Raw genomic sequence first — 23933 nt, forward strand, 5'->3', positions numbered from 1 at the left:
TCGAGCGCAGTCGAGATACAGTCAGGTCTATACGGTAACAGCCTTTTCTGTTTTCACAGTTGTTTTTATTGTTTTCATAGCTGTCATTGCGGCTCTGAGTCGTTTTCCAACAGCTTCTATTGGATGATTTCGAATGGCATCATTTACAGCAATTAAATCTAAGTTGTCTACTGCATTTGAACTTGAAAATGGTTTTCCAATCACTTCCGTAGAAACGTCTTTGATAAAATCTTCAAGCAATGGTTTGCATGCATGATCGAATAAGTAGCAACCATATTCGGCTGTATCAGAAATTACTCGATTCATTTCAAATAGTTTTTTACGCGCAATTGTATTTGCGATTAATGGTAATTCGTGCAACGATTCGTAATAAGCAGAATCTTCAATAATTCCTGCACTTACCATCGTTTCAAATGCTAGTTCTACACCAGATTTTACAAAGGCAACTAATAATACTCCATGATCGAAGTATTCTTGTTCCGAGATATGATCTGTGGTCAAAGCCGTTTTTTCAAAAGCAGTTTCTCCTGTTGCTGCACGCCATTTGAGTAAGTTTTTATCATCATTTGCCCAATCTTCCATCATCGTTTTTGAAAAATGACCCGAAATAATATCGTCCATATGTTTTTCAAATAATGGTTTCATAATGGTTTTTAATTCTTCCGAAAGTTCAAATGCTTTCAGTTTTGCAGGATTCGATAAACGATCCATCATATTGGTAATTCCCCCATGTTTCAACGCTTCTGTGATAGTTTCCCAACCTAGTTGAATCAATTTTGCAGCATAATCAGCGTCAATTCCGTCAGCGACCATTTTATCAAAAGCTAATATTGAACCTGTTTGCAATACACCGCAAAGTATGGTTTGTTCTCCCATTAAATCACTTTTCACTTCTGCTATAAAAGATGATTCTAATACACCAGCTCTGTGTCCACCAGTGGCAACTGCATAGGCTTTTGCTTGTGCCCAACCTTTGTTTTCTGGATCATTTTCTGGATGCACAGCAATAAGTGTCGGCACGCCAAATCCTCGTTTATATTCTTCACGCACTTCCGTTCCTGGACATTTTGGCGCTACCATAATTACCGTGATATCTTCACGAATTTTAGTGCCTTCTTCTACAATATTGAAACCGTGCGAATAACTTAAGGTTGCTCCTTTTTTCATTAAAGGCATAACCGCTTTCACAACATTTGTATGTTGCTTGTCTGGTGTAAGATTTAAGACTAAATCTGCTGTTGGAATCAACTGTTTGTAGGTTCCAACTTTAAAACCGTGCGATGTTGCATTTTGATATGAATTACGTTCTTCATCAATAGCTGCTTGGCGTAATGCATATGAAATATCTAATCCTGAATCGCGCATGTTTAGTCCTTGATTTAAACCTTGTGCACCACAACCTACAATGACAATTTTTTTATCTGTAAGTGCTTTGACTCCTTCTCCAAACTCGGAAGCATCCATAAATCTACATTTTCCTAGTTGTGCGAGTTGTTCTCGTAATGATAGTGTATTAAAGTAATTTGACATGATTTCTTTTTTTTGAAGTAAGAGTCAAGACTACAAGAATCTGGACTTTGCTTACTCGTATGTGTTTTTGTTTGTTTTATTTAAATTCGTCTAGAATTTTGGTTTTAATGATTGAATGCTTCTTCAAGCATTTTTGATATTTTCATTTCTTCTTTGCTGACTGCAATTCGTCCAGAACGTGTAAATTGCATGATTCCAAAGAAACTGAGTTCTCGGTATAATAGTTCGATTTCTTCTTTACGTCCTGATTTTTCTATGACAAAAAATTGCTTGTTTACCGTGACGATTCGCGCATTGCTATCTTTTATAATATTTTGAATTTGACGTTCATCAAACAATAAATCAGATTTCATTTTAAAGATGCTCGATTCTTGATATATGATTTCTTCTTCTGTATGATAATATGCTTTAATGACTTCAACTTGCTTTTCTATTTGACCGATGATTTTTTTCATTTGTTCTTCGGTCAGATTCACAACTATGGTCCATTTTGAAACGTTTTCAATTTCTGAAACAGACGAGTTAATGCTTTCAATATTGATATGTCTTCGTTGGAATATTGCTGAAATTCTATTCAACAATCCGATGTTATTTTCGGTATATACCGAAACCGTAAATTGTTTGCTTTCTTGTTCCATATTTTTAAAAGATTATAGAATCTAGATGTTAGAACATAGACAGTTTTGAGTAATAAAAATCTCTTTTCCCTGTCTATATTCTCGGTTCTATATTCTTGACTCCTTTTTTTATTAAATTAACTCAATCTTATGTCTGAAACCGATGCTCCTGTTGGAATCATTGGAAATACGTTATCTTCTTTTTCTACGCATACTTCTAAGAAATATGCTTCTTTGCTTTCCATCATTTCTTGTACTGCTTCCGCTAATTCTTCTCGTTTGGTTACACGTCGTGCATTTAAATGATATCCTTTAGCAATAGCTACAAAATCAGGATTTGTCATTTCGGTAGATGCGTAGCGTTTGTCAAAAAATAATTGTTGCCACTGACGTACCATTCCTAGAAAATCATTGTTTAAAACCACAATTTTCACGGCTGCTTTTTGCTGAAAAATGGTTCCTAATTCTTGAATGGTCATTTGATAACCACCATCTCCGCACACACAAACTACTTCACGTTCGGGCGCTGCCATTTTTGCTCCAATTGCTGCAGGCAAACCAAATCCCATCGTTCCTAAACCACCAGAAGTAATGTTACTTTTTGTTTGGTTGAAGTTTGCATAACGACAGGCAATCATTTGATGCTGACCAACATCAGAAACAATGGCTGCTTCACCTTTACTTTGAATGTTGATTTCTTTCATTACTTCACCCATTGTCAACCCTTCTTTAGTAGGATGTAAATCGTTTTTGATGACTTTTTCATATTCTATTGCATACAAATCATCAAATGCGCGTCTCCATATAGAATGTGACTTTTTACGGATGTATGGTAAAATTCCTGCTAAACTCGCTTTGGCATCGCCTAAAACAGCTACATCAGTTTTTACATTTTTGTCAACTTCCGCAGGATCTATTTCAAAGTGAATCACTTTTGCTTGTTTGGCATATGTTGCAAGGTTTCCTGTTACACGATCATCGAAACGCATTCCGATAGCGATTAATACATCACATTCGTTTGTCAACACATTTGGCGCATAGTTTCCATGCATTCCAACCATTCCAACATTTAGTGGATGTGCTGTAGGAATTGCAGAAACACCTAGAATGGTCCATGCAGATGGAATTCCAGCTTTTTCAATAAACGCTTTAAATTCGGCTTCAGCCTTGCCTAAAATCACGCCTTGTCCCCAAACAACCATAGGTTTTTTTGCAGCATTAATTAATTTTGCAGCAGCTTTTAACGAGTTTTCATCTGTTTCAGGAACTGCTTTGTAACTACGAACACCTTTGCATTTTTCATATGAAAAGTCAAATTCTTCAAATTGCGCATCTTTTGTAATGTCAATCAATACAGGACCTGGACGACCACTTTTAGCAATGTAAAATGCTTTTGCCATGACTTCTGGAATTTCAGAAGCTTTCGTAATTTGATGATTCCATTTGGTTACTGGCGTAGAGATTCCAACAATATCTGTTTCCTGAAACGCATCACTTCCTAGTAAATGTGAAGCGACTTGCCCAGTAATGCAAACCATTGGTGTAGAATCAATTTGCGCATCCGCTATACCTGTAATTAGGTTGGTAGCTCCTGGACCTGATGTTGCAATTGCCACACCAACTTCTCCAGAGATTCGTGCGTATCCTTGTGCTGCATGTGTAGCACCTTGTTCGTGACGTGTGAGTACATGATGAATTTGATCTTGATATTTGTATAATTCATCATATACGGGCATAATTGCGCCACCAGGATAACCGTATAATGTACTTACACCTTCTGCCAACAGACATCGTACGATAGCTTCGCTACCTGAGATACGTTCAGTTTTTTGAAGTGTTTCTTGTGTTTGTTTTATGGTGTTTGTTTCCATAGTTTTTTATTGTTTTAGATTCCTGTCTACACAGGAATGACAACTAGTTTTTTATGAGATTCCCACTTTCGTGGGAATGATGAATTCTAATTAGAACTCATCAGTTACGCAACCTTTGGATGCGGATGAAACCGTTTTTGCATATTTGTATAATACACCGCGTTCAAATTTGAGTTCTGGTGCTTTCCATTGTTTTCTACGTTCTTGAAGTTCTTCTTCGTAGACTTCTAATCGTATCGTGTTCGTTTCTGCATCAATTGTGATGATGTCTCCATCTTTTACCAGTGCAATTGTTCCGCCTTCTTGTGCTTCTGGTGTAATGTGTCCGACGACAAAACCATGTGTTCCTCCTGAGAAACGTCCGTCTGTAATGAGTGCGACATCTTTCCCTAAACCTGCACCCATAATTGCGGCTGTTGGCTTGAGCATTTCTGGCATTCCTGGTCCGCCTTTTGGCCCTTCGTAGCGAATGACGACTACATCTCCTTTTTCTACTTTTCCATCACGGATTCCGTCGTTTGCTTCGTATTCTCCTTCAAAAACTTTGGCTTTTCCAGAGAATTTTAATCCTTCTTTTCCTGTTATTTTTGCCACACTTCCGTCACTTGCTAAGTTTCCATATAGCATACGTAAGTGTCCTGATATTTTGATTGGATTTTCAATGGGTTTGATCACATCTTGACCTTCTTTTAAGTCATCAACATCTAATAAGTTTTCAGCAATCGTTTTTCCTGTTACCGTCATACAATCGCCGTGAATTAATCCTTTTTTAAGGAGATATTTTAATACCGCAGGAATTCCACCAACCGCATGTACATCTTCCATTAAGTATTTTCCACTTGGTTTTAAGTCAGCTAGAAATGGCGTTGTATCACTTATTTCTTGAAAGTCTTTGAGTGTGAAATCGATTTGTGCAGCTCTGGCAATTGCCAAAAAGTGTAATACCGCATTTGTTGATCCACCCAAAATCGTGACCAAACGAACTGCATTTTCTAATGATTTTCGCGTGATGATATCCGATGGTTTGATGTCTTTTTCTAGTAGTACTCGCATCGCTTCTCCCGCTGCAACAGATTCTTGCTTTTTAGCATCACTTAATGCAGGATTTGAAGAGTTAAAAGGTAAAGTCATTCCTAAAGCTTCTATAGCAGAAGCCATGGTGTTTGCTGTATACATTCCGCCACAAGCGCCAGCACCTGGACATGCTTTTTCAACAATACTTTGGTATTCCGTTTCGTCCATTGTACCCGCAACTTTACTTCCCCAAGCTTCAAACGCGGAAACAACATCGAGTTTTTTTCCATTGTGGCAACCAGAATCGATTGTTCCGCCATAGACCAAAATGCTTGGGCGATTTAAGCGAATCATTGCCATTAAAGCACCTGGCATGTTTTTATCGCAACCTACAACCGTAATTAATCCATCATAACTCATGGCTTGCACAACCGTTTCCATAGAATCGGCAATGATATCACGTGAAGGCAACGAATAGCGCATACCTGGAGTTCCCATAGAGATTCCGTCACTTACACCAATCGTATTGAAGATTAGTCCAACCACATCTTCATTTTTGGTTCCTTGCTTTGCCAGTTTTGCCAAATCGTTTAAGTGCATGTTACATGGATTTCCTTCGTAACCTGTACTTGCAATTCCGATAATAGGTTTGAAAAAGTCTTCTTTTGTCAAACCGATTGCATGTAGCATGGCTTGCGCCGCTGGTTGCGTAGGATCTTGTGTGACTGTTTTGCTGTATTTATTCAGATTGTTCATCCTGCTTTTGATAGTTTTTTAGCGCGTTCGCAAAGCACTTCTTGTTTGTATATTTTCATTAGTTTGTAACCCAGAGACGATTCCCACGAAAGTGGAAATGTATATGCATCTAAAGACGCCAACCCAACTACTTCTGCGGCAGTTCCTGTAAAGAATGCACTGTCTGCTTGTTTTAACTCTGCTAACGTAAATTCTGTTTCTTCTACTGAGAAACCTTCTTCTTTGCAGATTTCTATGATGGTTGAACGTGTAATTCCTGCCATGATATGTCCGCGTTTTGGCGTGTAGAGTTTTCCATCTTTTTCCATGAATACGTTGGCTCCAGAACATTCTGCTACGTTTCCGTTCATGTCTAATAGTAATGCTTCGTCATATCCTGCATTTTTGGCTTCGTTTGTTGATAGAATTGAATTAGTATAGTGTCCTGTAACTTTCGCTTCTACAAAGCACGATTTTGGATTTGGACGTTCAAAACGAGATGTTTTTACTTTTAGGAGTTTGTCGCCCATGTATTTTCCCCATTCCCAACATTGAATCGTTAAAAATGATTCGTCGGACGTTAGCAAGCTCATGTTTGCGCCTGTTGTCAGTATTGGTCGAATGTATGCGTCTTGTAAGTTGTTTTTTTCTAGTAGTTTGTAGGTGATGTTTACTAATTCTTCAATAGAATAGTTGAACGGAATTCCCATGACCTCAGCTCCATATTGAAGGCGTTCGTAATGTTCTCTGGCTTTGAATATTTTTGTGCCAAATTTTGTTTTGTACGCTCTGATTCCTTCAAATACACCATTTCCATAGTGCAATGCTTGACTGTACATGTTTCCAGCCGCGCTTTCTGGATGCATGTATGTACCGTTGTGATAGATGATACTGTCTTTAGTATAATACATTTTCATAGTTATTATTATTCGAAATTAATTTTATTGTTTTTTTTTGTGTATTCTGTTTTGATGATTCCCCTAGAATCAATTGTTAATTTTTTTATTTAATATACTGATTATTAGGTTATTACTATTATTCAAATACAATGCTCAACGTGTTGTTTTTTACTGTGTTTTTTGTTATTTATTCTTTGTTTTTCGTCGTTTCGATTGTTTTTTGGTTTTTTATGAGATCCCGCTCTTTAGCGGGATTAGTTCAACTTACAGTTTTAAGCGCATCCTTCGGATTTCTTAAAACTGAGTTTCACTAAAAAAAGCCTGTATCGCAATTGATACAGGCTTTATATTTTTATATAGCAAATCGTATCAACTCAGGTGGAGTTCATAATTATAATGACGATGACGATAATGCTGATTATGGTTTGATTCATTGTTTTGTTTGTTGTTTGAAAAAATATAAAAGTTTCTTTACTGTTTTTTATAAGATCTCGCTCTTCAGCGGGATGAGTTCAACTCACATTTTTTGGTGTGATTTGAAATAAAAAAAGCCTTCCGATAAAGGAAGGCTTTGTAATTTTTATAGTGAAATTATAGATAGCATTCCTTATCGTTGTGAGCGAATCACAATGACGTTGATAGCAATGATATTTATAATTTGTTTGTTCATTTGTTATATCAAATATTGTAAAAGTTTTTTTAGATTCCTAATGTATTGTTGAAAAATATTGTTGTTTTTTCTGTCTTTGCAGGGAATTTTGTTATCAATTATAGATTTATTTCTTCTTAAATATGTTTTAATATAATCTGTTTAAAAAAAATTATAATTTAAGATTACAAGACAGTCATTTAGTAACACTCATTTTTGTCTTGACACAAAAACGAGTCAAAAAAGTCAAGACGATCTATAGGAAATTGCTATGCAACATTCGCTCATGCACTTCATGCTTAAAGCTTCGCTTTGCAATTCTGTTTTTCGCTCATTATTTCTTAAGATCGCCATTTTAGAAATCATTAAAAAAATTTAACCTAAATACGTGGCAAATCACTATTATCTTTTAGTGGAAGGTTTGAAGTTCCCATTAGAAAGGCATCTACATGATGTGCCGCTTGGCGACCTTCTGAGATTGCCCAAACGATTAATGATTGTCCTCTGCGCATATCGCCAGCCGTAAATATTCCTGATTGATTGGTGGCATAGTTTTTTGTCGTCGCTTTGATATTGTTTCTGAAATCCATTTCGAGTTCAAACTCGTCTGCTAAGGTTTTTTCGGCTCCTGTAAAACCTAATGCTAGTAATACTAAGTCACATTCCCAATGCTTTTCTGTACCTGATATTTCTTTGAGTTGTGGACGTTCTCCTTCTTTGAAAATCCATTCGACTTCTACCGTTTTTAAACCTGTTAGATTTCCTTTTTTGTCTTTTATAAATTCTTTTGTGGAGATGCTAAAGAAACGCTCTACACCTTCTTGATGTGATGATGTTTCTTTGAGTTTCATTGGCCAATATGGCCACGGTTGATGTGCAGGACGACCAATAGTTGGTTTGCTCAAAATTTCAAAGTTTGTGACGGATATTGCACCATGACGATTGCTGGTTCCGATACAATCTGAACCTGTATCGCCACCGCCAATTACGATGACTTTTTTATCTTTTGCTGAAATGATTTGATCAAAGTTTAGCAAACCATCTACATATTGATTGTTCTTTTTTAAGAAATCCATTGCTTGATGTACACCTTTTGCATCTGCTCCGTCTATTGGAATGGTTCTTCGGATGGTTGCGCCTCCGCACAGCAATATGGCATCAAAATTTTCTTTTAATTGACTCGCTTTTACATTTACACCAACATGCGCATTTGTTTTAAACGTAATTCCTTCTTCTTGTAAAACCTTGATACGTCTGTCAATGATTTGTTTTTCCATTTTAAAATCAGGAATTCCATAACGCAATAAACCACCAACTTTTTCGTCTCGTTCAAAAACAGTGACTGAATGACCTGCACGATTGAGTTGTTGTGCTGCCGCTAAACCTGCTGGTCCAGAACCAATGATTGCAACCGTTTTTTCAGTTCGTATTGTTGGCGGTTTTGCAATAATCCAACCTTCTGCGAAAGCGGTTTCTACAATGTTTTTTTCAATGTTTTCAATACTTACCGGATCTTCATTAATACCTAATACACAGGCTTCTTCACACGGAGCTGGACATAAACGACCTGTAAACTCTGGAAAGTTATTGGTAGCGTGTAAAATTGCTGCTGCTTCTTTCCATTTTCCTTTGTATACTTTATCATTAAAGTCTGGAATTAGATTTCCTAACGGACAGCCACTATGGCAAAACGGAATGCCGCAATCCATACAACGTGCACCTTGATTTTTGAGTTCAGTTTCTTCTAATGGAATTGTAAATTCTTTGTAATTTTTGATACGTTCCGTTGCAACTTGATATGCTTCATCTTGACGTTTGTGCTCTAAAAATCCTGTTATTTTTCCCATATCTTATACCGTTTCAAGTTGTTCTTGTTCTAATCGCACTAATGCTTTTCTATATTCTTCAGGCAATACTTTTATGAATTTCGGAAGGTAGATTTCCCAGCTTTCTAGTATTCGTTTTCCTAATGGACTTGATGTAGCTTCGTAATGATTTTCTATGAGTTGTTTTAATGTTGCTTTGTCTTCTTCCAATTCAATTGGATCAATGTTTAACTCGGCTCCATTACAGTTTTGCAGAAATGTGTTTTCGATATCTAATACATAGGCAATTCCACCGCTCATTCCCGCGCCAAAGTTTCGTCCAACTTTTCCAAGAATAACAGCAACTCCGCCAGTCATATATTCGCATCCATGATCACCAATTCCTTCTACAACTGCTTTTGCTCCTGAGTTTCGAACACAGAAACGTTCTCCTGCTTTTCCATTGATGTATACTTCGCCAGAAGTTGCTCCGTACAACGTTACGTTTCCTGTAATGATATTATCTTCGGGAATTATGGTTGATGCCGATGGTACTTTTATGATGAGTTTTCCGCCAGAAAGTCCTTTCCCTAAGTAATCATTCGTATTCCCATGAACTGTCATACGAATTCCTTTGGTTGTAAATGCACCAAAACTTTGTCCCGCAGCACCTGTAAAATCTATATTAATGGTATCTTCTGGCAAACCTTCTGCACCATATATTTTTGAGATTTCATTGCTTACAATCGCGCCAACAGCTCTATCAATATTGGTTATGTCTAGTTGTAAATCTGTTCGTTGTCTTCTAAACAATGCTTGATGCGCTTGTTTGATGATTTTGAAATCTAAATGTGTTTCTAGGTTGTGATCTTGCGTTTCTGTATTGTACACTTTTACATTGTCTGCAACTTCTACTTTATGTAAAATAGGCGTTAAGTCGATTCCAGTAGTTTTGTAATGTTCAATGGCTTTGTTTCTGTTTAATTTATGTACTTGCCCAACCATTTCGTTGACTGTTTTGAATCCGAGTTTTGCCATAATTTCTCGTAATTCTTGTGCGACGAAATACATATAATTTACTACATGTTCTGGCTTTCCTTTGAATTTTTTACGCAATGCTGGATTCTGCGTTGCAATTCCAACAGGACAGGTATTCAAGTGACATACACGCATCATGATACAACCTGAAGCTACTAATGGTGCTGTTGCAAAACCAAATTCTTCTGCGCCAAGCAAACATGCAATGGCAACATCACGACCTGTTTTTAGTTGTCCATCACATTCTAGAACCACTCTATTTCGTAAATCGTTCATGACTAAGGTTTGTTGCGCTTCGGCAATTCCTAATTCCCAAGGCAAGCCTGCATGTTTTAATGATGTTAATGGAGAAGCTCCTGTTCCGCCGTCAAAACCAGAGATGAGTATGACATCTGCTTTTGCTTTGGCAACTCCTGCCGCGACTGTTCCTACACCAACTTCTGAAACTAATTTTACATTGATACGTGCTTCACGATTTGCAGATTTTACATCATATATTAGTTGTGATAAATCTTCTATGGAATAGATATCGTGATGAGGCGGTGGCGAAATGAGTCCAACATATGGTGTAGAGTTTCGTGTTTTTGCTATTTCATGATTTACTTTTGGACCTGGCAATTGTCCGCCTTCGCCAGGTTTTGCACCTTGTGCAATTTTTATTTGAATTTCATTTGCGCTTGTGAGATAGTTTGACGTCACACCAAAACGTCCTGAAGCGACTTGTTTGATGGCTGAATTTTTCCAATCGCCTTGTGAGCTTTTGTAGAAACGTTCTTGATCTTCTCCACCTTCACCAGAATTAGATTTTCCACCAATTCTGTTCATTGCAATGGCCAAGTTTTCATGTGCTTCTTTACTGATAGAACCATATGACATAGCGCCAGTTTTGAAACGTTTTACGATTTCTGTCCAAGGCTCTACCTCTTCTAACGGAATTGGGTCAAATTGATCAAATTCAAATAAACCTCTGATTGTCATTAGATTTTTAGACTGATTGTTTACCAATTCAGAGTATTCTTTGAAAGTTGATGCTTTGTTCGTTCGAACAGATTCTTGCAGTTTTGCTACCGTTAACGGATTGAACATATGTTTTTCTTGTCCACGTCGCCATCTGTATTCTCCACCAACTTCAATTTCTGCGTTGACATCATTGACTTGAAATGCTTTTTTGTGACGTTTTACTATTTCGCGTTCTATTTCGCGTAAGCCAATACCTTGAATACGTGTTGGTGTGTTTGGAAAGTATTTTTTGACTGTTGTAGCATTGATTCCGATACATTCAAATAGTTGCGAACCTCGATAAGAGTTTAAGGTTGAGATTCCTATTTTGTTCATCACTTTTAGAATTCCTTTTCCAATTGCTTTGTTGTAATTTTTAATGGCTGGTAAGTATTCTAAATCCGTTATATCACCATTTAGCACTTGCTTTTCTACAATTTCGTTTACGATGTACGGATTTACGGCACTTGCTCCAAAACCAAATAGCAATGCAAAATGATGTACTTCTCTTGGTTCTGCCGATTCAATAATTAAGCTAATTCTTGAACGCTTTTTGAGTTTATGCAATGCATGATTAACATAGGAACATGCCAATAATGCAGGAATTGGCGCATGTTTTTCATCTACATATCTATCAGATAGAATGATAATATTTGCTCCATTATTTATAGCTTTGGAAGCTTTATGCATTAGGTTTTCTAATGCAACTTCAAGTTCATTTAATCCTCTGTTTACTTCATATAACATTGATATGGAAGCTACTTTGAAGTTTGGATTGCTATCGTAGTTTCTAATTTTATCTAAATCGTGTTTAGAGATGACTGGATTTTGAATTTTTAGCTTTTTACAATGTGCTGCATTGATGTCAAATAGATTCACATCACTTCCAAGTGTGAGGCTGATGTCTGTGATTAATTCTTCACGAACACCATCTAACGGAGGATTCGTAACCTGTGCAAATAGTTGTTTGAAGTAGTTGTAGACTAATTGCGGTCTTTCCGAAAGAATGGCAATTGGCGTGTCGCTTCCCATAGATCCGATTGGTTCTTTGGCATTTTGCGCCATTGGACGAATGATTGTATTTAAATCTTCTTGTGTATATCCAAAAACAACTTCCCGTTTTTTGAGTTCAATTTCGTCATATTTGATTGGTCCTTTTTTTGCTGAAATATTTCGCAGGTGTACCAAATTTTCATCAAGCCATTTTCTGTATGGATATTTAGAAGCTATTTCTTCTTTGAGTTCTTCATCATTTACAATTCTGCCTTCATTCATGTCTACTAAAAACATTTTTCCTGGTTCTAAACGACCATGAAATTCAACATTTTCAGGTTTGATATCTACAACTCCAGTTTCGGAAGACATGATTACGTTTCCATTTTTAGTAACTGTGTAACGTGAAGGACGCAATCCATTTCTATCTAAAACGGCACCAATAAAGTTACCATCTGTAAACGGAATAGACGCTGGTCCATCCCATGGTTCCATCAGGCAAGCATTGTATTCATAAAATGCTTTTTTAGCATCAGACATGTTTGGATTTTTCTCCCAAGCTTCCGGCACTAACATCATCATGGCTTCTGGCAATGAACGACCTGTCATGAGTAATAATTCTACGACCATGTCTAAAGTTGCAGAATCTGACTTTCCTTTTAGTATTGTTGGAATTATTTTTTTGATGTCTTCTCCAAATAATGGACTTTCCATAATTTCTTCTCGAGAAAACATACGAGACACATTTCCGCGAAGCGTATTTATTTCTCCATTATGACAAATATATCGGAAAGGTTGTGCTAAATCCCACGTTGGAAATGTATTGGTTGAAAATCGTTGGTGTACTAGTGCTAAACGTGTATCTAATACGGAGTCATATAAATCTAAGTAATATTCATTGATATGTTCAGGCTTTAGTAAACCTTTAAAAATGATAATTTTTGTTGATAAACTTGGCACATAGAAGAACTGTGATTCAGACAGTTTAGAGTCATATATAATATGCTCTGTGATTTTACGCGCAGCAAATAGTTTTAGGTTAAAGTCTTTATCCGATTGTTTTTTATTTGCTTTCCCAATGAATAATTGTTTTACAAACGGTTCTGTTTCTTTAGCAATTTCTCCTAAAATCTTGCTATTTACAGGCACATCTCTCCAACCAATAAGTTCAAGATCTTGATTTTTAATTTCTTTTTCAAAGACTTCAATACAGAATTCACGTTGATTCGTTTTTTGGGGAAGAAATACATTACTTACCGCGTATTCGCCAGCATTTGGTAATTTGAAGTCACAGAATTTCTTAAAAAACGTATGAGGAATATCAATTAAAATACCTGCACCATCTCCTGTGACACCATCTGAACTTACTGCACCACGATGCTCAAGTTTTACTAAAATTTCAAGTGCTTTATGAATGATATCGTTTGAACGTTTCCCTGTTAAACTACAGATAAATCCTGCTCCGCAATTATCATGTTCAAATTCTGGCAAATAGAGTCCTTGTTTCTTTAACATCATCAAATAATTTTAGGGGTTTTTACTCCTTTATTTATTGTCTAATATAGAAGCAAGAATTTTATAATAAAAAAAGGGAAAGCACTTTTCGTAAATCGATAATTAAAACCTTTTTAAATGATAAATCAGCAATTTTAAGCGCATATTCTAACAAAAATGCAATTGAAATTATCTTATTTTAAAACATCAATTATTACGAAAACGTTTGCGAAAAAGTCATTTTATTGAAAAATAGTTATTGATTTTATTAAAATAATAACAATTATGCAAAATCGAAATTATTAATTTGTTAAAAAAGCAAACAAAAAAAGTATAACCCTAAAAAAATTAGGGTATAAATTAAAATATTCATAAAAATTAAACTTTTACCCCTATTTTTTACAGGGTTAATTCAAATTTTACATAGTTTCGAAAGTAACTAACAGTCAATTTTCGAGATTTATGAAAAATTTATTTACACTAATGTTACTTTTAACAACTTTTGTTTTAAGTGCACAAGAAAAGTCAGATGCTCCTGAAAAAAAATTCACTTTTGGAGGAAGTTTAGACGCGTATTACAGAACAAATTTTACTGCGCCAAATGACGAAAATCAAATTGCACCTGCAACTTCTTTTGCTGATACAGCAGGTTTCTCTTTAGGCATGGGAAATATTATCGCTTCTTATGAAAAAGGGAAAGTTGGTGCCGTTGCCGATTTAGTTTTTGGTCCAAGAGGAGAAGCAGCAAGTGCTACCGAATTAAATCAGTTATACGCTTATTACAACATAAGTGAAAACACAAAACTTACTTTAGGAAAATTTAATACATTTTTAGGCTACGAAGTGATTGCTCCAACAGGAAACTTCAACTATAGTACATCTTATTTATTTTCAAACGGACCTTTTTCTCATACTGGTTTAAAAGCCGATTTTACACTTTCTGAAGATTTTAGCTTAATGCTTGGTGTATTTAATCAAACAGATGTTACCGAATTCAATCCTGATGGAAGTTACGCCGTTGGTGCACAATTAGGTTACAGCGGTCAATTTTTGAACTTATTATATGACAAAGCAGGATTAGGCTTTGAAATAGATTATACAGGTGGTTTTGATGCTACTAAAGATTTCTTTATAGGAATTAATGCTGCGTATGCAGATAATAAAGGTGAAGGTTTTTACGGTGCAGCTATTTATCCTCAATATAAAACAACGGAAGCTTTAACTGTTGGTTTAAGAGGTGAGTACTTCCAAACACAAAGCGATGCCACACCTGATGATCCAAGCATTTTTTCTATAACACTTACGGGAAGTTATGTTGTTGAAGAAGATCTGATTATCAAACCTGAATTTCGACTTGATAGTGGTTCTGAAGACATTTTTATTGACACCGATTTAATGGCAACTAAAAGTTTAGGTTCTTTTGTTCTTGCCGCTATATATCAATTTTAACTAACAAATATTAAACATAATTACGATGGATAATTTTTTAACAATTTTACCAAACCTAATTGCAATTCAAGAAGTTGTACCTGCTTCCACTAAAGACCTTGAAGCAGCAATAGAGGCAATTAATACAGACATGGGAATGCTATGGATGTTACTTTCAGGTATCTTAGTATTCTTTATGCAAGCTGGTTTTACTCTTGTAGAATCAGGTATGACGCGTTCTAAAAATGCAGTTAATATTGCAATGAAAAATGTTCTTGACATCTGTGTTGGGTCATTAACTTATTGGATTGTTGGATATTCGTTAATGTATGGAGATACGTCTAACGGTTGGTTCTTTTGGAGTGGTTTATTCCAAGGAGAAGGCGCTGACTTATTCTTTCAAACTATGTTTGCTGCTACTGCTGCTACAATTGTTTCAGGAGCTATTGCAGGTAGAACAAAATATTCTACATATATCATTTTCTCTTTAGTAATGACAGCAGTTATTTATCCTATTTCTGGAGGATGGCAATGGCAAGGCGAAGGCTGGTTAACCAAACTTGGTTTTATTGACTTTGCAGGATCGTCTATTGTACATTCTGTTGGTGGTTGGGCTGCCTTAGTAGCTGCTATTTTAGTAGGTCCACGTATTGGTAAATTTGTAGATGGGAAAGTAATGCCGATTCCTGGACACAATCAAATTATGGCAACTTTAGGTGTGTTTATCCTTTGGTTAGGATGGTTTGGTTTTAACGGTGGATCGCAACTTGCTTGGGGCGGAGCTGATGCAATCGGTGCTTCTAATGTAGTTTTAATTACCAATTTAGCTGCAGCTGCAGGCGGTTTAGCAGCATTAATCACTACATGGATATGGTATGGAAAACCTCACTTAGCACAAACGTTAAATGGTGCGCTTGCTGGTTTGGTAAGTATTACAGCCGGTTGTGGAAACATGACTAGTGGTGGCGCTGTATTAGCTGGTTTAATCGGTGGTATTTTAGTGGTAGTTTCTATCGAATTTATTGAGAAGAAACTTAAAATTGACGATGCCATTGGTGCCGTTTCTGTACACGGTGTTGTTGGTGCTTGGGGAACATTAGTTATTGGTCTTTGGGGCGTTGATGGTGATAAAGGCATTGGTCTTTTTAATGGAGGTGGCGCTTCACAATTAGGATCACAAGCTATTGGTGTTTTAGCGTATGCTGCTTGGGCAATTACTTTATCGTTTATCGTTTTATTTACACTTAAGAAAACAATTGGCTTGCGTGTTAGTGCAGAAATAGAAGAGAAAGGTTTAGACTTAGCTGAGCATGGGACAATTGCATATCCTGGAAAGCGTGATAGAGGTTAACACAAGAAAACATAATAATTTCTTTCCATATATTTAATTGTTAAAAACCTTCGAAGCGAAAGTTTCGAAGGTTTTGTATTTTATGCAATTAGTGCTTACCATTATAAATGGCATTAAATTTGTACTTTTAAACATATCATTTTAATGATTTCTATTATGAAAAAAATCACATACACTTTTATCTTATTACTTTTTTGTGTTGCTTTTGGAAATGCGCAAACATGGAAACAATTGCGTGGTGGCGGACAAGGAACAGCTATTTATAATGACAATGGAACTGCTTGGGTAATTGGAATGCGTAACAGTATTTTTTCATATAACGGAAGTAGATGGCAAGAATATCCAGGACGTGGAAAAGCTATAGATATTGCGGTACATAATGGAACACCTTATATTATCGGATTGAATAATGGAATTTGGAAAGGAACAGGTTCTGGCTGGGTTCCCATGCCTGGGAATGGACTCGGAAAACGAATTTACAGTGATAATGGTCAATTATGGATTATTGGTATAAACAATAATATATTTTCATTTGATGGCAGAAACTGGAATTTATATCCTGGTTATGGAAAAGCTGTAGATATTGCTGCGCATCGTGGAATTCCTTATATCATAGCCGAAGATGGAAGTATTTGGCGAGGAAACGGAATGGGTTGGATACAACTTCGTGGAAGAGGAATTGGACAAAAGATTACTTGTGATCGAGATGGAACCGTTTGGGTTATAGGAGTTAATAACGGAATTTTTCGTCACAGATTTAATAGATGGGTCGAATATGGACGTGGCGGAAAAGCAGTCGATATTTCTGTCTACAGAGGAATTCCTTATATTATTGGGTTGAATAATGGAATTTGGAAAGGATAAAAAAAGAGGCTTAATTAAGCCTCTTTTTAATTTATATAGAATAGATTTTTATGTCCAAGCATTCACAATTCCGCCCATAATGGCAAAAGTAACCATCCAATAACCGACATTGATTAACATGTATTTGAATGATTTTTGCTCAAATAAAGCATTGGTAACCAAAGCTGGCATTGCAATAAATAATGCTACTGATATTCCATGCACAACTCCATGACCAAAGGTTAAAAACTTGTCTTGCCCGTGTGGGTCTCCTGGTTCGCCACCTGTAAGCACTGATATTGCGTAGATAAAAAATACCGCAAAAAAAGCGAGTACAACGCTGAGTCCAAATCGTAAAGGCATGCCTTTTTGTGCTTGCTCTTCGGTTATTCCTGTTTCTTTCATCCAAGCTTTTCCAAATAAAGGTCCATACCATACGAATCCAATCACAAGTGTAGACAAAGCTGCCACCACAAGTGCAATCCAATTAATGTTTTCCATAATTTTTGATGTTAGTTAATAAAGGTTGTTTTAAATATACTTCTTTTTAACTAACAATCAAATAGTTACTTTAAATTTTCAGGCTTTTTCCCAAAACGACGTGTATCTTCTTTGGTTAATATTTTAAAGGTTTTTGCACGAGGCACATTACGCAAAGTAGTATTAAATTCTTCTGGCAAACCGATTAGTTGACGTGTTTTTAAATCAATCCAAGCACCCATCATTTCACAGCTTGCAAAGTTTTTTCCATTCGCATCATAAAAATTATGTAGAAATTCAAAGAACATTCCATCTTCACTTAACCCTCCAACTTCTAAAGATACTTTTACAGGTTTCCCAGGAAAGGCTTCTTTGAAATAGTACATGTGTTCATAAAACACAACAGGTCCTATATTGTGTTTAGCTAGTTCTCTTTGTGAAAAACCATTTTCAATAAGAAACCCCATACGTGTATGGCTCATGAAATTTATGTATGCTGAGTTTGCTAAATGTCTATTTGCATCTAAATCACTCCAACGGATGTCAAATTCTTTAAAATACATTGTATATTTATTTTTTATTTATCAAAAATAGCATGCCAATATTAAATACGTATTACGATCCGCCACTTATTTTTAAAAACGGTCATATTTCAACAGTATATTCAGGTTTGTTTCGAACTGGCGCAAAAATTGAACAAAAAAGAGAACGACTTACGTTAAGTGATAGTGATTTTGTCGATTTAGATTGGAGTTTCGCCAAGAAAAAAACCAACAAACTCATTATTCTATTGCATGGTTTGGAAGGAAATGCGCAACGTGCGTACATTACACGATCTGCAAAGTTGTTTAATGATCATAATTACGACGCCATTGCGATGAATTTTAGAAGTTGTAGTGGAGAACCCAATCGTTTGTATCGTTCGTATAATGCTGGTGCAACGGAAGATTTACGCGAAGTTGTAACACATGTATTGAACAATCATACTAAATATAATCATATTATTATTAAAGGATTTAGTTTAGGCGGAAATATGTTATTGAAATATTTAGGCGAGCCTATTCGTGTTCCAAAAGAAGTAAAAGCAGGCATTGCTATTTCTGTTCCGTGTTCATTGCATGGTTCATTACAACAAATGGAAAAGCTTGAAAATCGTTTATATAGCAATCGTTTTATTAAACATTTACAAGGAAAGCTCATGGAAAAACAGCGTGCTTTTCCATCTTTATTAAGTGTAGAAGATATTAAAAATGCTGATACTTTGTTAAAGATTGACAATTTGTATTCTTCCAAAGCACATGGTTATAAAGACGCTATGGATTATTATACAAAATGCTCATCGTTACAGTTTTTAAAATATATCAAAACGCCAACATTGGTTATTAATGCGCTTAATGACTCTTTTTTGTCACAGGATTGTTTTCCAATTAAAGAAGCTGAAGCGAATAATGATTTGTATTTAGAAATGCCAAAGTATGGCGGGCATGTTGGCTTTTTTGAATTTGGTCAAATTTATCATACGGAAGCACAAGCATTGAGTTTTGCTACTTCGGTCTAAAATTTGAATTTTGCTGATGCAGCCGAATGGCTTTTTGTGATAGTAACAATCCAACAGCTAAAGATACAAACGCACCAATAGAAATTCCTGGAATGTAATTGATAAATAAGAAGAAGTCATAAATCCCGTGAAAACAAGTTGCTAACGCTAACCCTATAAGGTTAAATTTTACTCTGTAGCGAGAAAACTTGGCTTTTCCCATGTAGTATCCCATAATAATCCCGAAAGTTGCATGCGCAGGAACTGCCGTAAAAGCTCTGTATAATGCAACTTCAACACCGCCCTGAAACGCATATGCTAAGTTTTCCGTCACGGCAAAACCCATAGAAACCATTACAGCATACATGATGCCGTCATACGGTTCGTCAAACTCTTTGTGTCGTTGTGCAAAGTAGCGTACAAAAATATATTTGCTAAACTCTTCTACTAAGGCAACTACAATAAATGCTTTGCAAAATTGAATCCAAATAACTTGTTTATCTATATCTGGATAATATTGTGAAACGAATAAATGCGAAACAGAAGCAATTAAAATACTACCTATAGCACCCAACAAAAAACAAATAAATAACAAGTACTTTGGTTCCTTATCATATTTATCACTGTAATAAATATAAATTATAATCAAAAGCGCTGGTGCAATGGATAATAATACTAAAGGCATTCGGTAGTTTTGTCAAAAATAAAAAAACGAAAGATATAATGAAGTATTTCTCTTAGTTTAACTTAAGATTTAGACATAAACTTTGTCGAAATAAAATTTTGCGCCTATTTTTTATTTAACCAAAATTCTCTGAATAAAGGAGTAACTCTCCAACAATCATTAATGTCTTCATTATCCCAACAACACCAATAAAAAATAGTGTATTTATGCAATTCAAAGTCTTTTATTAATAGAGGTTTAATCTCTTTCCACTTTTCTTGTATTAGTTCTTCTGTAGCTTGATCTGTTAATGATTGTATTATCATTTCCAGCAATGAAAATTTGGTGTCTTCATTAATAACAGTAGTACCGTAAGCACTAATATATTCATCTATTCTTGTCGGCTCAGCAATTATATACGTCCAATCTTGATCGTGTTCATTAATTTTATAATTGAATAGTGTTGCCAACTCATCCCAATTTTTTCCAAATCTAAATTCAGGTTCTTTAATTTTCATGTATAAATGTTGTCAACCACAGAGATTCTGCTTACTTCTAATACAACTAAGCTTATTTTAGCATAGGTTTAATTGAAGTTAAAGCTACAATTTTCCCATCCAACATCAAAGTTGCCCAAAGGATTTGTACTAAATAGTAAACGCATACTCGTTCATCATTTATATAGTCTATGAAATATTCGGCGAAAGCCAAAAAATAATTTTATTAAATGTCCTGAAAACATTTAGAATAGCTATCCAGAAACGTAAGCAATGTCAGTAAATTTACTATTTTTGCCGTATGATAAAGTCTATGACCGGTTTCGGAAAGTCTGTAGAACAACTTCCGTCAAAAAAAATAACAATTGAATTAAAGTCACTGAATAGTAAGAGCTTGGATTTGAACGCTCGAATTCCTTCTTATTATAGAGAAAAAGAGTTGTCAATGCGAAAATTAATCGCGTCTTCTTTACTAAGAGGAAAGGTTGATTTTTCGTTATATGTAGAAGTGACTGCTGAAGAAACATCTACAGTAATTAACAAAGCTGTTGTTACTGAATACATGAATCAAATGCGTCAAATAGAGCAGAGTGCTAGTGATTTAGATTTGTTAAAAATGGCCGTTAGAATGCCAGACGCCTTAAAAACAGAGCGCGAAGAGATTGACGAAAGTGAATATGAAGTAATTCTTACTGCATTAAATCATGCAATTAAAGAATTAAACGAATACAGAATCGCTGAAGGAAAAGTGTTAGAAGAAGACTTTTTATTACGCATCAATAATATTTCTACTTTATTAAACGATGTTATCGGAATTGACGATGAACGAATGACTTCTGTAAAGCAACGACTTCGCAAAGCGTTAGACGATTTGAAAGAACAAGTTGATGAAAATCGCTTTGAACAAGAGTTGATTTATTATTTGGAGAAATTTGACATAACAGAAGAGAAGGTTCGTTTGGCAAATCACTTAGATTATTTTTCAAAGTCATTACACTCTGAAAAATCTAACGGAAAAAAATTAGGTTTCATTACACAAGAAATTGGTCGTGAAATCAATACTATAGGTTCTAAATCTAACTATGCACCTATGCAACAATTGGTTGTTCAGATGAAGGATGAACTGGAAAAAATTAAAGAACAACTATTAAACGTTCTGTAATGAAAAGAGGGAAGTTAATTGTATTTGCAGCACCGTCTGGCGCAGGAAAAACGACTATTGTGCATCACTTATTAGGAATTCCAGAGTTAAACTTAGAATTTTCTATTTCGGCAGCTTCACGCGAAAAGCGCGGAAATGAAGTTGACGGAAAAGATTATTATTTTTTATCCCCTAAAGATTTTAGACAGAAGATCAAGAATAAAGAGTTTTTAGAATGGGAAGAAGTATATCCTGAAAACTATTACGGTACATTACAAACGGAAGTTGACCGTATTTGTGATGCCGGAAGGAATGTTATTTTTGATATTGATGTTGTAGGCGCATTGCGAATTAAAGGAAAATTTCCCAAAGAAACCTTGACCGTTTTTGTGGAACCACCACATATCAATGAATTAATTCAACGTTTGAAGAATAGAAAAACCGAAAGTCAAGAAAAAATTAATATGCGCATTGCAAAAGCTCCTGCTGAAATGGCAAATGCACCACAATTTGATGTTAGAATTATGAACGACGATTTAGCAACTGCTAAAGCAGAAGCTGAAAAAGTTGTTGCTAATTTTATTGGTATTGAAAAAAAGTAATGGAATGAAAGTTGGTTTGTATTTTGGCACGTTTAATCCTATTCATATTGGACATTTGGCAATTGCCAATCATATGGCAGAATATAGTGATTTAGACGCTATTTGGATGGTTGTAACACCACATAACCCATTTAAAAAGAAAAGTACATTATTGGATAACCATCATCGCTATGAGATGGTTACTATTGCTACAGAAGAATATCCTAAAATTCAGCCAAGTAATATTGAATTTAAGTTACCTCAACCTAATTATACAGTACATACTTTAGCTCATTTACAAGAAAAATATCCGCAACATGAGTTTTGTCTCATTATGGGTGAAGATAATTTAAAAGGATTGCACAAGTGGAAAAACTATGAAGTGATACTTCAAAATCATGATGTGTACGTATATCCAAGAATTTCAACTGGAACCGTAGAACATCAATTTACAGATCATCCAAAAATACACAAAGTAACAGCGCCAATTATGGAAATTTCTTCTACATTTATTAGAAATGCAATTAAAGAAAAGAAGAATATAAAACCTTTGTTACCTAAAAACGTTTGGGATTATATTGATTTGATGAATTTTTACAAGAAGTAATTAGTTCAATACTTTATCATAAAAGTATTCTTCCCCTTTTTCTACATCACCTAAAACTAAGACGTCGTCATCACTTTCATTTATGTCTCTTAATTCATAATAACTTAGCGTTTCACCGTTTTCATCTGACATTTCAAGAAATAACCCGCTATCTTCACTATTTTTATCATACGCTGTAGAAATATTGTAAGCGCATTTTTTATATTCTTTACCTATGTAATAATATTTACAAATCCCATCTTTAGAAAATTCTAATTTGTAATCAGGATCTGATTGTGAAATCCACGTTCCAATGATTTCTTTTTTGGGAGTTGTAAAGGAAGTAATTCCCATTAAAATTAAAAGGATTAAAGAAAGTGGTAAGATGATTAATGCGCGTTTGCTTCTCATGACATTCACTGTTTAGACAGCAATATTAGGAGATTTAAGCAGTACGGAACAAGGGGACTTTTCCCCTTTTTTGTAGGTTTTTAGACGTAAAACAAAAAAACTCCTCAAAATTGAGGAGTTTTTGTGGCTTTTTTATTTAATCAAGTCCTGGAATTCGTAATACTTGCCCTGGATATATTAGGTTTGGATCTTTTAACATTGGCTTGTTAGCTTCAAATATCACAGGATATTTCATCGCATTTCCATAATATTGTTTTGCTATTTTACCTAAAGTATCACCTTTAGCTACTGTATGAAATTGTGCTTCTGGCTCTACATGCTCAACTTCCATTCTGTCATCAACCATAGCAATACCTTGTGTATTTCCAACTACCAAAATTACTTTTTCTTTTGTAGCTTGGTCATGTGCTTTTCCGGAAATAACTGCTGTATCTCCTTCAAGTGAAACTTCTAAGTTTTCTACATGTAAATCTAAATCTCCAATTGTTTCTTTAATTGATGCTTCTGCATTTGCTCTGGCAATTGCCGCCGCTTCTGCAACTTCTGCAGCTTTTTCTGCCGCAACTTCCGCTGCTTCTTCTGCTGTTGTTTTTCCACCAAATAATTTAGCTCCAGCATCTTTGATAAATGAAAATAATCCCATAATTCTTTTTGTTTTTTATTATTGTTAATTGAGGTTTTCTATTGTGTTGTTAAAGTACGAATTATCATGCAATTTGCAAAGATTGCATACTATTTATACAACTTTACGATGTACTGCAAAAAGTCTC

General features: G+C 35.3%; 20 protein-coding genes. 7 read left to right on the forward strand and 13 right to left on the reverse strand.

Annotated features, from left to right (window positions below; all coding sequences use genetic code 11):
• Window positions 1–27 precede the first annotated feature (27 nt).
• From ilvC to gltB, 7 genes are all read right to left on the reverse strand, one after another.
• Window positions 28–1530: a ketol-acid reductoisomerase gene (ilvC, locus tag Q0828_RS02770; protein ID WP_298417473.1), complete on the reverse strand. Its 1503-nt coding sequence runs from the start codon at window positions 1528–1530 to the stop codon at window positions 28–30.
• A 104-nt stretch (window positions 1531–1634) separates the two neighbouring features.
• Complete coding sequence (gene ilvN / locus Q0828_RS02775) at window positions 1635–2168, reverse strand: acetolactate synthase small subunit (RefSeq protein WP_298417475.1); 534 nt, start codon at window positions 2166–2168, stop codon at window positions 1635–1637.
• Window positions 2169–2284: 116 nt separating this feature from the next.
• Entirely contained in the window at window positions 2285–4018 is a 1734-nt protein-coding gene (gene ilvB / locus Q0828_RS02780) for a biosynthetic-type acetolactate synthase large subunit (protein ID WP_298417477.1), read from the reverse strand.
• Window positions 4019–4108: 90 nt separating this feature from the next.
• Complete coding sequence (gene ilvD / locus Q0828_RS02785) at window positions 4109–5788, reverse strand: dihydroxy-acid dehydratase (protein ID WP_298417478.1); 1680 nt, start codon at window positions 5786–5788, stop codon at window positions 4109–4111.
• Complete coding sequence (locus tag Q0828_RS02790) at window positions 5785–6678, reverse strand: branched-chain amino acid transaminase (RefSeq protein WP_298417480.1); 894 nt, start codon at window positions 6676–6678, stop codon at window positions 5785–5787. The genes ilvD and Q0828_RS02790 overlap by 4 nt, the downstream gene beginning before the upstream one ends.
• Window positions 6679–7695: 1017 nt before the next feature.
• On the reverse strand, window positions 7696–9162 hold the full coding sequence (locus Q0828_RS02795) for a glutamate synthase subunit beta (RefSeq protein WP_298417482.1): 1467 nt from the start codon (window positions 9160–9162) through the stop codon (window positions 7696–7698).
• A gap of 3 nt (window positions 9163–9165) precedes the next feature.
• Window positions 9166–13668: a glutamate synthase large subunit gene (gene gltB / locus Q0828_RS02800; RefSeq protein ID WP_298417483.1), complete on the reverse strand. Its 4503-nt coding sequence runs from the start codon at window positions 13666–13668 to the stop codon at window positions 9166–9168.
• A 438-nt stretch (window positions 13669–14106) separates the two neighbouring features.
• Here gltB and Q0828_RS02805 point away from each other — a divergent pair, with 438 nt between their 5' ends.
• From Q0828_RS02805 to Q0828_RS02815, 3 genes are all read left to right on the forward strand, one after another.
• Window positions 14107–15093 (forward strand): outer membrane beta-barrel protein, encoded by a 987-nt coding sequence (locus tag Q0828_RS02805; RefSeq protein ID WP_298417485.1) that lies wholly within the window; start codon window positions 14107–14109, stop codon window positions 15091–15093.
• 25 nt (window positions 15094–15118) lie between these two features.
• A complete protein-coding gene (locus Q0828_RS02810; RefSeq protein ID WP_298417487.1) occupies window positions 15119–16423 on the forward strand; it encodes an ammonium transporter in 1305 nt (434 codons plus the stop codon).
• Between the two features lie 156 nt (window positions 16424–16579).
• Window positions 16580–17287: a hypothetical protein gene (locus Q0828_RS02815; RefSeq protein ID WP_298417489.1), complete on the forward strand. Its 708-nt coding sequence runs from the start codon at window positions 16580–16582 to the stop codon at window positions 17285–17287.
• Between the two features lie 48 nt (window positions 17288–17335).
• On the opposite strand, the gene Q0828_RS02820 is transcribed toward Q0828_RS02815, so the two are convergent.
• Both Q0828_RS02820 and Q0828_RS02825 read right to left on the reverse strand, forming a co-directional pair.
• The gene (locus Q0828_RS02820; RefSeq protein ID WP_298417492.1) at window positions 17336–17767 is read right to left on the reverse strand and encodes a DUF1761 domain-containing protein; all 432 of its coding nucleotides are present in this window, start codon (window positions 17765–17767) and stop codon (window positions 17336–17338) included.
• Between the two features lie 65 nt (window positions 17768–17832).
• Window positions 17833–18309: an acyl-CoA thioesterase gene (locus Q0828_RS02825; RefSeq protein ID WP_298417493.1), complete on the reverse strand. Its 477-nt coding sequence runs from the start codon at window positions 18307–18309 to the stop codon at window positions 17833–17835.
• A 32-nt stretch (window positions 18310–18341) separates the two neighbouring features.
• On the opposite strand from Q0828_RS02825, the gene Q0828_RS02830 reads away from it, so the two are divergent.
• A complete protein-coding gene (locus tag Q0828_RS02830; protein ID WP_298417495.1) occupies window positions 18342–19304 on the forward strand; it encodes an alpha/beta fold hydrolase in 963 nt (320 codons plus the stop codon).
• On the opposite strand, the gene Q0828_RS02835 is transcribed toward Q0828_RS02830, so the two are convergent.
• Together Q0828_RS02835 and Q0828_RS02840 are read right to left on the reverse strand one after the other, a co-directional pair.
• Window positions 19291–19968 carry a PrsW family glutamic-type intramembrane protease gene (locus Q0828_RS02835; protein ID WP_298417496.1) on the reverse strand — a complete coding sequence of 226 codons (678 nt, stop codon included), beginning with the start codon at window positions 19966–19968 and terminating at the stop codon, window positions 19291–19293. The genes Q0828_RS02830 and Q0828_RS02835 overlap by 14 nt on opposite strands.
• A gap of 104 nt (window positions 19969–20072) precedes the next feature.
• Window positions 20073–20465 (reverse strand): hypothetical protein, encoded by a 393-nt coding sequence (locus Q0828_RS02840; protein WP_298417498.1) that lies wholly within the window; start codon window positions 20463–20465, stop codon window positions 20073–20075.
• A 292-nt stretch (window positions 20466–20757) separates the two neighbouring features.
• Between Q0828_RS02840 and Q0828_RS02845 the strand changes: the two genes are divergently transcribed.
• From Q0828_RS02845 to nadD, 3 genes are read left to right on the forward strand one after another with little or no spacing between them, the layout of a single operon-like run.
• Window positions 20758–21606, forward strand: coding sequence for a YicC/YloC family endoribonuclease (locus Q0828_RS02845; protein ID WP_298417500.1), 849 nt, complete (start codon window positions 20758–20760; stop codon window positions 21604–21606).
• Window positions 21606–22187, forward strand: a complete 582-nt coding sequence (gene gmk, locus Q0828_RS02850) for a guanylate kinase (protein ID WP_298417501.1) — start codon at window positions 21606–21608, stop codon at window positions 22185–22187. Before Q0828_RS02845 ends, gmk begins: the two co-directional genes overlap by 1 nt.
• Before the next feature lie 4 nt (window positions 22188–22191).
• Window positions 22192–22773, forward strand: a complete 582-nt coding sequence (gene nadD / locus Q0828_RS02855; protein ID WP_298418209.1) for a nicotinate (nicotinamide) nucleotide adenylyltransferase — start codon at window positions 22192–22194, stop codon at window positions 22771–22773.
• Here the strand turns inward: nadD and Q0828_RS02860 are convergent, their stop codons facing one another.
• Together Q0828_RS02860 and lysM are read right to left on the reverse strand one after the other, a co-directional pair.
• Window positions 22774–23163, reverse strand: coding sequence for a hypothetical protein (locus Q0828_RS02860; RefSeq protein WP_298417503.1), 390 nt, complete (start codon window positions 23161–23163; stop codon window positions 22774–22776).
• Window positions 23164–23299: 136 nt separating this feature from the next.
• Window positions 23300–23806, reverse strand: coding sequence for a peptidoglycan-binding protein LysM (gene lysM, locus Q0828_RS02865; RefSeq protein ID WP_298417504.1), 507 nt, complete (start codon window positions 23804–23806; stop codon window positions 23300–23302).
• Between the last annotated feature and the right edge of the window lie 127 nt (window positions 23807–23933).

It is taken from the genome of uncultured Kordia sp. (assembly GCF_947496985.1).
Classification (GTDB): domain Bacteria; phylum Bacteroidota; class Bacteroidia; order Flavobacteriales; family Flavobacteriaceae; genus Kordia.